The following is a 14,431-nucleotide window of genomic DNA, read 5'->3' as shown; positions in this document are numbered from 1 at the left end:
AGGAGTATCCGGATGAATCGCCCACTGATTTCTGCTATCACACTGGCTGTGAGCCTGTTTGTCCAAGCCTCCGCGCAAGCCCAGGTTGCCCCTGTTGTGCAAGGACCAGAGGCGGTGGCCGATTGGTTCAATGCAGGCAAGTCGTTCATCGACCAAGGCAAGGCTTTGGCTGACAACAACCGCCGTGCCAAAAACGTGATTTTGTTTGTCGGTGATGGCATGGGCATCAGCACCATCACTGCTGCCCGCATTTTGGAAGGTCAGTTGAAAGGCAAGCCCGGCGAAGAAAATCGTTTGTCTTTTGACCGCTTTCCTCACACCGCCTTGTCCAAAACCTATTCTTGGGATCAGCAAACCTCTGACTCAGCTCCCACCATGACCGCGATGTCGACGGGCTACAAGGGACGTGAAGGTCAGTTGTCTGTGAACCACACCACACCTCGGGGTGAATGCAATGCCGCCGTGATTGAGGCCAAAAAAGTGCGCACTGTGCTTGAGCAAGCCGCAGACATGGGCAAGTCCACGGGCATCGTCACCACCGCTCGCATCACGCACGCCACACCTGCTGCTTTGTATGCCCACACCGCCATGCGCGATTGGGAAGCCGATTCAAACTTGCCTGCAACCGACATCAACACAGGTGCACCTTGCCGTGGCGCTGACAACGCCGTGAAAGACATTGCACGCCAGATGATCGAAGTGTCTCCTTCGGTTCGTAAGAGCCTCAAAGTGTCTTTGGGCGGTGGCCGCACGTATTTCATGCCCAACACGGTGATTGACCCTGAGTACGCCAAAGACAAAGGCCGTCGTTTGGATGGCCGTGATCTGACGCAAGAGTGGGTCACCACGCGCAGCCCTTATGGCCGTGCTGCCTATGCTTGGAACAAGGCGCAATTCGATGCGTTTGAGCCCGCCAACAACAGCTACCTGTTGGGCTTGTTCGAGCCCTCGCATGCGCAATACGAAGCTGACCGTGCCAAGGACCCTGCGGGCGAGCCTTCGTTGACCGAGATGACAGACAAAGCTTTGCGTGTGTTGCTGAAAGATCCCAAAGGTTTCTTCTTGCACGTGGAAGGTGGCCGCATTGACCATGCCCACCATGCTGGCAACGCCAAGCGTGCGCTGACCGACACCATCGAATTCTCTAACGCCATTCAGCGCACGGTCGATGTGCTCAGGGCGGCAGGCACGTTGGAAGACACACTCATCATCGTGACGGCTGATCACAGCCACACCTTCACCATCGCGGGCTACCCAAGTCGTGGCAACAACATCTTGGGCCTGGTGCGTGAAGTGCCGGCCAAAGACGGCACCCCTTTGAAGAACAGCTTGGATGCCAATGGCAAGCCCTTCACCACACTGGGCTACGCCAATGGCCCCGGTTTCCGTGCAGGCGGCCGCCCAGACTTGACGAATGTCGACACCACCGATGTGGAGTTCTTGCAAGAAGCCACTGTGCCCATGGCCGCTGAAACCCATGCAGGTGAGGACGTGGCAATTTATGCACGCGGCCCCAAAGCCCATTTGGTGCGCGGCTCGATGGAGCAAAACTGGATTTACCACGTGATGATGGAGGCATTGAAATAATTCTTGCCTCCAGATCGACAGCACATTTCATTTTGAAAAAACTCTCTACCAATCTTCTGCTTTCAATCATCACGCTTTGGGCGCTGGCAACAACGGCCCAAGCGCATGATCTGTCACGTGGTGTGTCACAGCATGCGACTGCACCAGAGGTGACGAATGTCGAGGCAGCACCTATTGCAGTACCTATTGCCGCACGTTATGCCGTGACGATTGAACGTGCAGCCGCAGGTTTGCCCCGCGTGAAGCCACAGAGCCATACGTGGTACTTTTATCGTGATGCACAGCGCATTGCTTTGCTGAAAGGTTCTGTGGACGAGGTGTGGTTCCGCGACCCCCAGCAGCGTGTGAGTTTCGAGCGTGTCTTTCATGACGATGCGCGTGTGGTGGACTACAGCACAGGCGAGCTGGCCACTTTGCATGTCAACGTCGATTGGGCTGCGCTGTCTACTTTTATCGATTCGTCCGAGTTGGCACAACTCAAGCTGTTGTCCAAGCAAGGCCAGGGGCGCAATGCCCGTTGGTATTTGCGTGGCAAATTAGGGCAAGAGCAACTGACGGTCGAATGGCTGCCCGCGTTGCAGCTGCCGCAACGTCTCACACGCCAAGTCAGAGGTGGGCTTACCGTGCGTATGGCGCTGGTGGCATCGGCTCCAACACCTTTGCCAAATTGGCCAGAGATTGGCGTGAAGTCAGCCCACTATTTGCATTTGGATGCGGCTGATTTTGGCGACATGGACTACGACCCTGTGGTCCGAAAGTCAGAAGCCTTGGACATGCGCTTAGGTTGGCGTGCTTCGCACAAGCACGACTAAGTGGCAGGCTCACGCAACGCTTCGAGCATCGCGCAGACATGAGCCAGGCTAGGTCGCTTGGTCGGTTGATCGCTCATGCACTGCTGTGCGAGTTGCGCAAGTTGCGTCACTTGCGCCAAGCCTTCTTGCTTGCGTGCGCTGTCTTGCTCGGCATTGCAGTGAGCAGCCAGCTCTTCCAGCAAGCAACCCAAGGCCCGCACTTCGAGTTTTTCTAAACCCTGCGCGAGTGCTGCATGGTTCACATCAAAAAATGCCGCTGCGCCAAAGTCGCTCAGCAGTGCATCGCCACGTGTGGTGTGCAAGATGTTGTGTGCATACAAGTCACCATGCAAGATGCCGCGTGCGTGCAAGTGCTGCGTAGCCGACGCAATGCCAAAAGCCATGCTCAGCGTGGCGGGCCAGTCAAAGCGTGCATGAGTGGCATACACATCGCGTGTGCATGTGTCTAGGCTAGGAGGGCCCGCCAAGTTGCCAAACTCGGGCGCAATCAGTGGCATCACCAAGGCTTGCACTTGCTGCGGGTGTTCTGTCACGCGGCCTATGGCCGATACCAAATGTGGATGCTCACCCGCGTGCATGCAAGCCGCCATTTCACAGTCGGGCAGGCCATCGCTGGTGACTTCTCCTTTGAATAGCTTCACAGCCACGGCTTGTTCGCCATCGTCTGTGTGCAACACGGCTTGGTGAATCACACCCGACGCACCTTCGCCGAGCTGGTGCTGTAGTTGCAATTTTTGCCAAGCAATGTGTTGCATGGGTGCGTTAGCCATCGCAGCGGATTCCAAGTGTTCGCAGAACGGATTGCCTGCGAACGCCAGCCAAGTCAGGCGTGGCATATGGAGCAGCCAGCTTGGAAATTCGGTCAGTTGATTCGCGGAAATACGAATAAGTTCTAAGCGGCTGCAATTCGCCAGCTCTGGCGGCAGACTTTTCAATTGATTGCCCGCCAGTGCTAGCTTTTGCATCTGGGTGCATTGCCCAATTTCAGCGGGCAAATCGGTGAGCGCGTTGTCAGTGAGGATGAGCCATCGTAAGAGCGGTGGCAACGCTTTTGGCGACACATGCGCAATGCGGTTGGCTTTGAAACCCACCATGCTCAGCTGTGTGCATTGGCCCAGCACTTCAGGTAGGTTGGTGAACGAATTGTCCGAGCAAAAAATCACGCGCAGCTTGTGCAAGCGTGGCAAGTCGTCGGGCAGGGCGCTCAGTTGGTTGCCCGATAAATCTAAGATTTCCAAAGAGTCGGCGAGATCAAAAATCTCATAGGGAAACTCGGTCAAGCCACAGCGCAGTTGCAGGCGTTGAAGGCCTGCCAGTTCACCGCTTCGCAGTTGTTCTAGGGTGTGCATTTTTTAAAGAGGAATGAGCTTGACCGCCAAACCCACCAAAGCGCAAATGCCAATCACTTCCATCACGCTGCGTTTGAATTGAAACAGCATCAATGCCGCGCCTATGGCAATGAGTGCCGAGCGCAGATCAAACGCGCCCTCAAATCCTTCGGGCCATAACAGATGGTAGCCAAAGAACAAAGCGAGATTCAAGATCACCCCCACCACTGCGGCGGTGATGGCGGTGAGGGGGGCGGTGAATTTGAGGTTGCGGTGCGTGCTCTCGACCAAGGGACCACCCGCCAAGATGAAAATGAACGAGGGCAAGAATGTGAACCATGTCACGAGGCATGCGGCCAATGCACCTGCGGCCAACAAACTCTCTGGCCCCAGCAGCGCTTTGACATAGCCACCGATGAACGCCACAAACGCCACCACCATGATGAGCGGACCGGGTGTGGTTTCACCTAGTGCTAATCCGTCCATCATTTGTGTGGGCGTGACCCAGCCAAACTGGCTGATTGCACCTTGGTACACATAGGGCAGCACGGCATAGGCGCCACCAAAGGTGAGCAAGGCCGCTTTGGTGAAGAACCAACCCATTTGCGTGAAGCTGTGCTCCCAACCAAACACCGCACACAGCACGCCCATGGGCACAGTCCACAGCACGGCACCTGCCAGCAGCACTTGCGCCAAACCTGCAAAGCTGAAATGCGCATGGGCTGGTAGTGGTGTGTGATCGTCAATCAGGGCAGGGCCATATGAGGTTTTGGATGCACCATGCCCGCCGCCCGTTTGAAATGTGTGGGGCCACACGCGGCCACCCACATAGCCGACAGCAGCCGCTATGCCAACGATGAGAGGAAAGGGCACATCCAGCGCAAAGATGGCCACAAATGATGCAGCGGCGATGGCCCATAGCATGTTGTTTTTCAAGGCACGTGACCCAATGCGATGCGCCGCTTGCACCACGATGGCCGTGACAGCCGGCTTGATGCCAAACAACAAGCCGGCCACCCAAGGCACCTCGCCAAATGCGATGTAGACCCAAGAAAGCGCGATGAGAATGGCCAGCGAGGGCAACACAAACAACGCGCCCGCCACCACGCCACCCCAACGTTTGTGCATGAGCCAGCCGATGTAGGTCACCAGCTGTTGTGCCTCGGGTCCGGGCAAGACCATGCAGTAGTTGAGCGCATGCAAAAAGCGCCGCTCAGACAACCAATGGCGGCGCTCCACCAGCTCTTGATGCAGGATCGCAATTTGCCCCGCAGGTCCGCCAAAGCTGATGAAGCCGAGCTTGAGCCAAAACCAAAAGGCCTCGGTCATGCCCACGGCGACAGGTGCCACTTGTTCAGTTGCATCCTCAGGTGTCGGTGTGTTGTGTGAGGCGTGATTCATGTGGGTGATGCGCTTTGGGCGTGTCGTTGTGTACGTGTGCAATGCGTCACGTCAAGCTTTCGGCTTGAACCGCGTGGCATCTAAAAACTTGGCCAATCGTGCCTCAATGGGTAGCGGCTCGCCATGCCATTGTGCTGCCAGTAATTCACCGCAGAGCAAACTCAACGTCAAACCACGCGAGCCCATGGCTGCGCTCATGTACAAACCCTCCGGCGCGTTGGGCACGCGGCCCGTCATAGGCAAGCGGTCGTGCACGCCGCAGCGTACACCGGCCCAGCCTTGCACGCGTGGGTTGTCTGTGCCCACCGTGGCAAACAAAGGAGCCAGTGCATTGGCGGTGTCTGGCTCTAAGGCTTGCAAGCGTTCTAAGTTGTCAGCATGGTCTGCATCGAGCAAACGGGCGTCGCTGTTGAGGCGGTCATACGTGGCGCCTGTGTACCAAGCGGGGCCATCGGATGAGGTGATGTTGTGCACAAAGCTGCCATTGCCGTTCACCGGTGTGGCGGGCATGTGAGCGCTCGCGGGCACATCTGCCATCAAGCCCCAAGAGATTTGTCCGCGCAGGGGGTTGATGTGCGGTGCGCTGCCGTCTTCTGTGGCGGTGGCAATGAGTGCTGCAGAGCCTGGGCCTGCAGTCAACACCACCCGCGATGATTCGGCTAAGACCTTGCTGCCTTGCAAAGCTTGCCACCTTGAAACGCTTGTGTTCACAACGTGAATGTTGTGGGTGACGCACTGGAGTGCATCAACTTTGGCATTGCCTTGCCAGCGAATGTTCGGATGGTCTAGCAACGCTCGCACCAATTGCGAAGGCCTCAGCCAAGCACCGCGTGGGTGCCAATAGGCGTCATCTGGTGCAGGTGGTGGGGCTTTGTGTGTCCAGTCGTTGGCTGTGTGAGCGTGTTCGTGCAGCCAGCTCAGCGGCACGCCACCGCGTCGGGTTTTGCCGGGCAGGCGGCGTTCACGCACGCCCGTGCAACCCCAGTCCACACCCTCGGTCAGAAGAATCCGCATGGTTTGTTCCATGAGTCGCAGGCCTGCACGCGAGAGGCGCGACACGCCGCTGTCGTCGTGCGAGGTGTGCGGAGCCACCACGCCGACGGGCAAGCCAGATGCGCCCGACGCGGGTTCGATGCCAGCCTCAAGCACCGTCACTTGCCAGCCGCGCTCGGCCAATGCGCGTGCGGTACCTGCGCCTGCAATGCCTGAGCCGATGATGGTGACGGTGCGCTCATCCAACTCAGGCGCATCCACAGGCGGTATGCACGGACCTGTGGGGTGTGCGAGCAGTACGTCGGCAAACTCGGGCCAGTCTTCATGTGTGCCTACGCAGAGGGTGAGCACCAAGCGTGCGTCGCCAGTCAAAGCAAACCGTAAGCGATGCATGCCAGGCAACAAGCCCCAGCATTGGGCAGCTAGTTGTTGTGCGAGTGGTAACAGATCGGGATAGTCAGCGGCTGAACCTAGCAGCGCACTCGCTTGCAGGGGTTGCACCGTGTGCGCCACCACATGCAGGTGTGTGGGGCGTGCGGCATCTGATGTCCAGTCGTGCCACAGACGTAGAAAAGCCAGCTCGTCAAAGCTGGCTTGGGTGTGGCACCAGCTGGCGTGGCCGTGCCAATTTTGCGCGGATGGCGTCAGGGCCACGCAGCTTAGGGGCTAGGCGGCACGTAGCCTTGTACGGCGTCAGCGCCGTCGCCAAAGAAATGTTTTTCCATTTGGCGCTTCAGGTATTCACGGGCGCGCAGGTCGGCCAAGTTCAAACGGTTCTCGTTCACCAACATGGTTTGTTGCTTGATCCAATCTGCCCAAGCTTGCTTGCTGACGCTCTCCCAAATGCGCTTGCCCAACTCGCCTGGGTAGGGTGGCAAATCGAGGCCCTCTGCTTCGGTGCCGAGTTTGATGCATTGAACGGTGCGTGACATGTGATGAGCTTTTCTGTGATGAAGATTAAAAACAACAGCCAAGACTGTAGCAATGTTTAGATGACCCTGAAATGGTGTGTGCCATCGCGGGCCAACTGTTCGACCAAACCAAACTCCCAGTCGAGGTAGCCCTGCATGGCTTCCACGGGGTTGTTGGTGCCCTCGTAGGGGCGGCGGTAACGGTCCACGCGCTCCACGGCCATTTGGTGGTCGCCAGTTTGCAGCTTGCCTCCAGCGGCCAACCAAGCGGCATTACCGCCTTCGAGCCACACCACCTCTACACCGGCTTTGACAGCGGCTTGTACATCGGCCAGCGCGTAGCGCGAGACGCTGCCGTTTTGGCAGGTCAGCACATAGCGGTGGCCTTTGTGTGCAGCGGTGAGGGATTCTTTGAGCTGCGTGCGCAGCACCCACCATGCGCTGTGGATGTGGCCTTGGATGTATTGGGCGCTGGTGCTGAAATCGAGCACCACGGTGTGGCTGTTGCGGTCGGCCAGCCAGGCTTTGACTTGTTCGACCTTCACGCTCGTCACTTTGCCTTGTGGCTCGGGCAAGCGCAAGCGCAATGTTGGGGCGTCGGTGTGTGTGAAATCTTCGGCTCTCAGGCCTGCCAACACATACACCTCCCAGCCCATTTGGGCTAGCCACGAGGCGCTCATGTGGGCGCGTGTGCCGTCGGTGTCGCACAGCACCAAGCGTGCGCCACGCACGGCGGCTTGGTGGTCGGTCTCTTGTACCAGCTGCCCGCCGGGTGCGCTGCGTGCACCGGCCACATGGCCAGCTGCGTATTCTTGAGGGGTGCGTACGTCAAAAAAGTAAGTGGTGCGTGTGTTGTCGGCCAGCCATGTGTTGAGTTCGTCCTTGCGCACGCGCTTCACGCCAGCGCGCATGGCCACGGCAAAAGCGCTGGCAGCGGCTTTGGTGCGCATGGCATCGTCCACTTCAGGAAAATGTCTGTCTGCACCTTTGACCAGTTCTTGACCTGCCAATGTCCAACCAATCGTGCCGTTGCGCAGCGCGCTGACGGGGTTGGGGATGCCTGAGTTGATGAGCGACTGTGTGCCAATGATGCTGCGCGTGCGGCCTGCACAGTTGACGATGATGCGAGTGGCGGCATTGGGTGCAAGCGCGCGTGCACGCAACACCAGTTCGGCACCGGGCACGCTGATGCCGCTGGGAATGCTCATGGTTTGGTACTCGTCAAAACGACGTGCGTCCATCACCACCACATCGGCTTTGGCATCGATGAGGGCTTTGACTTCTTGGGCCGAGAGTGACGGCGTGTGGCGTTTGGACTCGACCAACTCACCAAATGATTTGCTGGGCACGTTGACATCGCGAAACACTTCGCCGCCGGCGTCTTGCCAGCCTTGCAGGCCACCGCTGAGTAAATGCACATGCGTGTAGCCCATGCGTTTCAAGGTGCGGGCAGCGGGCAGGGCGAGGTCGTCGCCATTGAATGCCGCGCCGTACACCACGATGAAGGTGTCCAAGCGTGGGATGCGTGTCCATGCATCGGCTTCGATGCGGCCCAACGGCAAGTTGGCCGCAAACAATGGGTGGCACTGTGCGAAAGGGTCTTCCTCGCGCACGTCAAGGATGGCGATTTCTTGGCGTTGCAAGAGGGTTTCGCGAACGAGGGCATATGCAGCCAGGGGAAACTCACTCGGCGCTTCCAACTTGGCATTGCTGTAACCAGAAATAAATTCTTTCACCGTGCCGTCTTCGTGAAAGACGTGGCGGCTGACTTTGCCAATGTTGGCACCATACACATGGATGCTGATGGAGGCTTGGTCGGCGAGCGCATTCCACACACGGTGCACATCGCCAATGGTGGGCGACACGGCTTCGACGTCACCAGCTTCAAGGCGGTCTTGTTCGCCGCTGGGCAACCAATGGCCTTGTGCGTCTTTCGCAAAGGGTTGGCATATTTCGGCGCCGCGCAGCATACCGATCATGCCCCACACCGTGTGGTCGTGGATGGGCGTCGCTTGGCCGGGCCCCCACACAAAGCTCACCACCGAAAAACGCTCGTCTGGGTCGGCGTAAAGCAAGAATTGTTGGTAGCGCTCGGGGTTGGGCTGGGCGTATTCGCTGGGCAGCCAATCGTCTTTTGCCACCAGCTCGGCCAGCAGGGGTTTGCCACTCGCCAAGATGGCGGCTTCGTCGGTGGTGCTTTTGAGGAGGGCGTCGAGTTGGGTGACGAAGTGCTGAAGGCGTGGCGTGTCTGCGAGTTGGGGTGTACGGAGGGTCATGGCTTGTCTCTGGTTTTTTGGCGCTTGGGCCACTGCCAACATTGTTTCACAGCGACAATCCCGTTTAGTCCCTTTGGAGATACTTGTGCACGTAGAACTTTTGAATCATCCCCGTCGTGTTTGGCTCGGTATTGCGCTGGTTTGTCTGGGCCTGCTGACGTTTGGCATGTACTTGCAGCACGTGGTTGGCTTGGAGCCGTGCCCCATGTGCATCGTGCAGCGCTACGCCATGGTGTTGATGGGTTTGGTGGCGTTGTTGGGTTCTTTTTTAACCAGCCGAATTGCCACTTTGATGGTGGGCGGCAGCTTGGTGTTGTTGGCCGAGGGCGGCGCGTATGTGGCGGCCCGCCAAAGCATGTTGCAGTGGAACCCGCCCGAGGTCGTGTCGTGCGGCCGTGACTTTTACGGAATGATTGAAACCTTTCCGCTCAAGCAAGCCATTCCTATGATTTTCAAAGGCAACGGCGACTGCACCAAAGTGGATTGGACGTTCTTGGGTGGCTCGATTGCCAACTGGTCGTTCGTGGCATTTATGGTTTTGGGCGCCATGGCTTTGGTGACCACGCTGCGCGTGTTGCGTCCTCAGTCCATGGCGGTGCAAGCCAGCGTTGAGGCCTAAAGTTTCTTCACCAAAACCAAGCTCTTGCGGTCCCAGTTGTATTTGCGCTTGCGGGCTTCGGGCAACCAGTCTGGATCGACCTGCACAAAACCGCGTTTCAAGAACCAATGTTTGGCGCGCGTAGTCAGCACAAAAATACTGGACAAGCCTTTGTTGCGCGCCCGGTGTTCGATGCGCTTGAGCACCTTCTCGCCATCGCCTTGGCCTTGTGATTGAGGCGACACAGTGAGTGCCGCCATCTCAGCGGTTTGCGCTTCGGGGTAGGGATACAGCGCTGCGCAGGCAAAGATCACGCCGTCGTGGTCGATGACGGTGTATTGGCCCACATCGCGTTCAATCTCGTTGCGGTCACGCTTGACCAGTGAGCCATCTTTTTCAAATGGCTCAATGAGTTGCAAGATGCCGCCCACGTCTTCGTGCGTGGCTTCGCGCAGCTCTTCCAGTTTCTCGTCCACCACCATGGTGCCAATGCCGTCGTGCATGTATACCTCCAGCAGCAATGAGCCATCTACCGCAAACGGCAAGATGTGGCTACGCTCCACGCCCGTCTCGCACGCCTTCACGCAATGCTGCAAGTAAAACGCAATGTCCGATGGGTTGGTGGTGTGGGGCAGGGTGGCCAGCAGTTTTTTGGCCACGTCCAAAGGCAGCTCGGTGTCGATGGGGTTGTCTTCGCTGGCAGGCTCTGAGGGGTGGATGCGAATGCCCGGGGTTTCGGTGACAAAAATCAGCTTGTCGGCTTGCAAAGCAGTGGCGACTGAGGTGGCCACTTCTTCCATGGTCAAGTTGAACGCTTCGCCGGTGGGCGAAAAGCCAAAGGGCGAGAGGAGCACCATCGACCCCGCGCTGAGCGTTTGGGTGATGCCTGCTACGTCCACCTTGCGCACCAGGCCTGAGTGTTGGAAGTCCACGCCGTCCAAGATACCCACGGGGCGAGCTGTGATGAAGTTGCCAGAAATCACACGCACCGTCGCGCCGGCCATGGGCGTGTTGGGTAGGGCCTGGCTGAAGGCAGCTTCAATCTCGTAGCGCAACTGACCCGCGGCTTCTTGCGCGCAGTCGAGGGCCACGCCGTCGGTGATGCGCATGCCGTGTGAGTAATGCGGCACATGGCCTTTGGCAGCGAGTTGTTCGTTCACCTGTGGGCGAAAGCCGTGGACCAACACAATGCGCACGCCCATGCTTTGGATGAGTGCTAAGTCTTGTGCCAAGTTGGGCAGCTTGCCCGCTTCAATGGCCTCGCCCGCGATACCGACCACAAAGGTCTTGCCGCGATGCATGTGAATGTAGGGCGCGACCGAGCGGAACCAAGGCACAAAGGTGAAGTCAAAAACGGCGGACATATTGGCTGGTTTGTGGCGGGTAAAGGGTTGAGCGTTCTCGGTGCAAGCCGGACGGGGATAATTGCGGATTGTCTATCAAGTTAGTGCCCGTTTTGTCCACGTCCGTTCCCTTCCAGATTGAATTTCCAGAATCGTTGCCCGTCTCGGCCAGGCGCGAGGAAATCATGGCCGCCATGCAGGCGCATCAGGTCATCATCGTCTGCGGTGAAACGGGCTCTGGCAAAACCACGCAGCTGCCCAAAATGGCGCTTGCTTTGGGTAGGGGGCAAGGGCGCGAACTTGGCCCCAACGCCAAGCCAGGCCAGCGCAAACAAATCATCGGCCACACCCAGCCACGCCGCATTGCCGCCAGCTCGGTGGCCAAGCGCATTGCCGAAGAGCTCAAAACCCCGCTGGGCGAGGTGGTGGGCTTCAAGGTGCGCTTTCAGGACCGCCTAAGCAAGGATGCATCGGTCAAGCTGATGACCGACGGTATTTTGTTGGCCGAGACACAAAACGACCCGCTGCTCAAAGCCTACGACACCATCATCATTGACGAGGCCCACGAGCGCAGCCTGAACATCGACTTTCTGCTGGGCTATTTGCGCGAAATTTTGCCGCGCAGGCCCGACCTGAAGATCATCGTCACCTCGGCCACGATTGATGCGGATCGCTTTGCGCAGCACTTTGCGTCAAGCATGGGGCCTGCGCCGGTCTTGATGGTGTCGGGCCGCACCTTTCCCGTGGAGATGCGCTACCGCCCGTTTGAAGAAAAGCGTGACTACGACCTGAACAACGCCATCGCCGACGGCGTGGACGAACTGTGGAGCAACCCCTCTCAGCAGGGCGACATTTTGGTGTTTCTGCCTGGTGAGCGCGAAATTCGCGAAGCGGCCGACCATTTGCGCGCGCACCTGAGCCACAGCCCCGTCATGCGCAGCGCCGAGGTGCTGCCCTTGTTTGCGCGGCTCTCAACCGCTGAGCAAGACCGCGTGTTTGACACGCGTGGCGGCCGCCGCATCGTGCTGGCCACCAACGTGGCCGAAACCTCACTCACCGTGCCCGGCATTCGCTATGTGATTGATGCAGGCACGGCACGCGTCAAGCGCTACAGCTGGCGCAGCAAGGTGGAGCAGCTCATGGTTGAGCCCATTAGCCAAGCCGCGGCCAACCAACGTGCCGGTCGATGCGGTCGCGTGGCCAACGGCATTTGCATCCGCTTGTATGACGAGGTGGATTTCAACGGGCGAACCAAATTTACCGACCCCGAAATTTTGCGTTCATCCTTGGCCGGTGTGATTTTGCGCATGAAGTCGCTGCACCTCGGCAACGTGGAGCAGTTTCCATTTCTCGAAGCGCCGCGCCCCAAAGCCATTGCAGATGGCTATCAACTCTTGAGCGAACTCGGTGCAGTAGATGACGACAACGAACTCACGCCCATGGGCAGCGAGCTGTCGCGCTTGCCACTCGACCCCCGCGTGGGCCGCATGATTTTGGAAGCGCGTGACCGCAACGCTTTGGACGAAGTTCTCATCATTGCCTCGGCCCTGAGCGTGCAAGACGTGCGCGACCGCCCGATGGAAGCGCAAGCCGCAGCCGACCAAGCGCATGCCAAGTTTGACGACGACCGCAGCGAGTTCAGCGGCTACCTCAATCTGTGGAAGTGGCTAGACAACTCACGCGGTGGCAAAAATAACGAACACAAGCTGAGCAACCGCCAATACGAAGCGCTGCTGCGCCAAAACTTCATCAACGTGCGCCGTGTGCGCGAATGGCGCGACACGCACACCCAGCTGTTGACGGTCGTAACCGAACACAAATGGCGCATCAACACCTTGCCTGCCAGTTACGAGCAATTGCACTTGTCAATGTTGGCGGGTCTGCTGGGCAACGTGGGCTGCAAGCTCGAAGACGATGAGGCGTATTTGGGCGCACGCGGCATCAAGTTTTACCGCCACCCCGGCGCACACTTGCGTAAGAAACCAGGCCGCTGGATTGTGGTGGCCGAGCTCGTGGAAACCACGCGCTTGTTTGGCCGCGGCATTGCCGCGATGGAGCCGCAGTGGCTAGAGCAAGTGGGTGTCCATCTGCTGAAAAAACAATTGCTCGATCCGCATTGGGAAAAAAAAGCAGGCGAAGTCAAAGCGCTAGAGCGCGCCACGCTGTATGGCTTGGTGGTCTATAACGGCCGCCGCGTGAGCTACAGCAAAGTAGACATGGTGGGTGCGCGTGAAATTTTTATTCGCGAAGCACTGGTGGCGGGAGAACTTGATACCAAGCTGCCATTCCTCGCGGCCAACCAAAAGCTGATTGCGCAAGTGGAGGAGCTAGAACACAAATCGCGGCGCCAAGACGTGTTGGTGGACGACGCGCTGATTTACGCTTTTTACGACCAGCAGCTGCCCGCCGATGTGTGTAGCTTGGTGACGCTAGAGCATTGGTACCGCGAAGAAGTGAAGCGTAGTCCGAAGCTCTTGTGCCTGAGCCGCGAAGAGCTGATGCGCCACCAAGCGGCGGGCATCACCACACAAGCGTTTCCTAAAACATTGCGCATGGGTGGTGTGGACTGCGCGGCCGATTACCTGCACGAACCCGGTGACGCCAAAGACGGCCTGACCGTGAGCGTGCCGCTGTTTGTGTTGAACCAAGTCAGCGAAGAACGCGCTGAGTGGTTGGTGCCGGGCATGCTGAATCAGAAAATTCATGCCTTGCTTAAAACCTTGCACCAGCGGCCCCGCTCGCGCCTGTTGCCACTGCCTGAGAGTGCTGCGCGTTTGACGGAGGCTTTGTCGGCAGACACGGTGTTTGGCGCTGGCCCTTTGGTGGATGCTTTGCTCAAATTGGTGCGTGATGCCACGCAAGTGGATGTGAAGCGCGCAGATTTCAAAATCGACATGTTGCCGCCGCATTTGTTCATGAACTTCCGCGTGGTGGATGAGCATGGGCGGCAGCTGGGGCATGGGCGTAATTTGGGCGCTTTGAAGGCGGAGTTGGGGAGTCAGGCTCGGGGGGCGTTTCAGGCGTTGGCTGCACTTAAAGGTGTGGGCACTCTTTCGGGTTCTGGCGCTGGTCTTGGCGTTGACGATGCAGCGGTGTCGAGGGTTGCCGGGGCCCGGGGGCCACAAGGGTTAAAGAAAACGTCACCCCCTGCCCCGCGAAGCACGACCCCGTGGGGGGGGGGG

At 58.4% G+C, this 14,431-nt stretch carries 10 protein-coding genes and 1 pseudogene; 4 read left to right on the top strand and 7 right to left on the bottom strand.

Features of this window, described 5'->3' with window-relative positions:
* Positions 1-12 precede the first annotated feature (12 nt).
* Together RMR24_RS07325 and RMR24_RS07320 are read left to right on the top strand one after the other, a co-directional pair.
* Positions 13-1,587, top strand: a complete 1,575-nt coding sequence (locus RMR24_RS07325; RefSeq protein ID WP_310614424.1) for an alkaline phosphatase — start codon at positions 13-15, stop codon at positions 1,585-1,587.
* 122 nt (positions 1,588-1,709) lie between these two features.
* On the top strand, positions 1,710-2,399 hold the full coding sequence (locus RMR24_RS07320) for a hypothetical protein (RefSeq protein ID WP_310614423.1): 690 nt from the start codon (positions 1,710-1,712) through the stop codon (positions 2,397-2,399).
* On the opposite strand, the gene RMR24_RS07315 is transcribed toward RMR24_RS07320, so the two are convergent.
* The 6 genes and pseudogenes from RMR24_RS07315 to RMR24_RS07290 form a co-directional block, all read right to left on the bottom strand.
* Positions 2,396-3,748, bottom strand: coding sequence for a leucine-rich repeat-containing protein kinase family protein (locus RMR24_RS07315; protein ID WP_310614422.1), 1,353 nt, complete (start codon positions 3,746-3,748; stop codon positions 2,396-2,398). The two genes, RMR24_RS07320 and RMR24_RS07315, sit on opposite strands and share 4 nt — an antisense overlap.
* Positions 3,749-3,751: 3 nt before the next feature.
* Positions 3,752-5,056 (bottom strand): chromate efflux transporter, encoded by a 1,305-nt coding sequence (gene chrA, locus RMR24_RS07310; protein ID WP_310614485.1) that lies wholly within the window; start codon positions 5,054-5,056, stop codon positions 3,752-3,754.
* Positions 5,057-5,179: 123 nt separating this feature from the next.
* On the bottom strand, positions 5,180-6,775 hold the full coding sequence (gene mnmC, locus RMR24_RS07305) for an FAD-dependent 5-carboxymethylaminomethyl-2-thiouridine(34) oxidoreductase MnmC (RefSeq protein ID WP_310614421.1): 1,596 nt from the start codon (positions 6,773-6,775) through the stop codon (positions 5,180-5,182).
* Between the two features lie 5 nt (positions 6,776-6,780).
* Positions 6,781-7,053, bottom strand: a complete 273-nt coding sequence (locus RMR24_RS07300; protein WP_310614420.1) for an oxidative damage protection protein — start codon at positions 7,051-7,053, stop codon at positions 6,781-6,783.
* A 56-nt stretch (positions 7,054-7,109) separates the two neighbouring features.
* Complete coding sequence (locus RMR24_RS07295) at positions 7,110-8,732, bottom strand: rhodanese-like domain-containing protein (protein ID WP_405023320.1); 1,623 nt, start codon at positions 8,730-8,732, stop codon at positions 7,110-7,112.
* 93 nt (positions 8,733-8,825) lie between these two features.
* Positions 8,826-9,308, bottom strand: a pseudogene (locus tag RMR24_RS07290) (cysteine dioxygenase); the annotation flags it as partial.
* A gap of 85 nt (positions 9,309-9,393) precedes the next feature.
* Here RMR24_RS07290 and RMR24_RS07285 point away from each other — a divergent pair.
* A complete protein-coding gene (locus RMR24_RS07285) occupies positions 9,394-9,927 on the top strand; it encodes a disulfide bond formation protein B (RefSeq protein ID WP_310614419.1) in 534 nt (177 codons plus the stop codon).
* Here the strand turns inward: RMR24_RS07285 and argA are convergent.
* Entirely contained in the window at positions 9,924-11,270 is a 1,347-nt protein-coding gene (argA, locus tag RMR24_RS07280) for an amino-acid N-acetyltransferase (RefSeq protein WP_310614418.1), read from the bottom strand. The two genes, RMR24_RS07285 and argA, sit on opposite strands and share 4 nt — an antisense overlap.
* Before the next feature lie 164 nt (positions 11,271-11,434).
* On the opposite strand from argA, the gene hrpA reads away from it, so the two are divergent.
* The coding region (gene hrpA, locus RMR24_RS07275) for an ATP-dependent RNA helicase HrpA (RefSeq protein WP_405023319.1) at positions 11,435-14,431 on the top strand (2,997 nt) is incomplete at its 3' end.

The organism is Limnohabitans sp. (assembly GCF_031539105.1).
In the GTDB taxonomy this organism is placed as follows: domain Bacteria; phylum Pseudomonadota; class Gammaproteobacteria; order Burkholderiales; family Burkholderiaceae_C; genus Limnohabitans.
The sequence above is the reverse complement of the archived record's forward strand: the minus strand, read 5'-3'. Positions and strand labels throughout refer to the sequence as shown.